Below are 670 nucleotides of genomic sequence, written 5' to 3' on the forward strand. Positions count from 1 at the left end.
CGCCAGTGTTCTTTGTGGATGAGGTGGTGGTGGTGGGAGCAGAGCAGGGTGGCGTTGTTTGTTCCTGTGGTGCCGCCTTGTGACCAGTAGGTGATGTGGTGGGCTTCGCACCAGGGTGCGGGGAGGGTGCAGYCGGGGAACGCGCAGCCKYSGTCGCGGGCGGTGATGGCTTTGCGGATGTGGGGTGGGAAGATCCGGGTGGTGCGGCCGATGTCGAGTATTTGGGAGTCGGTGCCGAGCAGGACGGGCAGGATGTCGGCGTCGCAGGCKATTTTGCGGATGGTGTTGGGGTGGATCGGGCCGGTGAAGGTCGCGGTGCCGGTACTGACAGTGTTMCGGGGGCCCGGCTGATGTGTCGCGTTGGGCTGCTTCGGGGTGTTGGTTTCTTYTGTGGCGCTCGTGGTGGTGTGGGTGAGKTGTTGGAAGAGGTCGTGGTGGTCGATGGTGACGGTGAGTTGGGGTCGGAGTCCGCCGTTGCTGGGCAGTTTCCCGGTGGTCATGGCTACGGCGCAGGCTCCGAYGAGGCCGTCGAGGAGTTTCTGGGCGCGGGAGCGCCGGTCCAGCTGAGGGCCGGTGGTGCCGGTGCCGGTGGTGTTGGTGAGTCGTGGGTTGGTGGCGGCGTTCATGGCGGTGGTGAGGGTTTCGTATTGTTCGGTGGTGGCGAAGATTT

Annotated in this window: 1 protein-coding gene; it reads right to left on the reverse strand. The window is 64.9% G+C overall.

Going from position 1 to position 670, the window contains the following annotated elements:
• Window positions 1-670, reverse strand: a 670-nt coding sequence (locus tag AB4Y81_RS21550) for a DUF222 domain-containing protein (RefSeq protein ID WP_441996933.1), incomplete at both ends; no start/stop codon positions are given.

Source organism: Paenarthrobacter sp. TAF1, from assembly GCF_052113825.1.
GTDB lineage: Bacteria > Actinomycetota > Actinomycetes > Actinomycetales > Micrococcaceae > Arthrobacter > Arthrobacter nicotinovorans.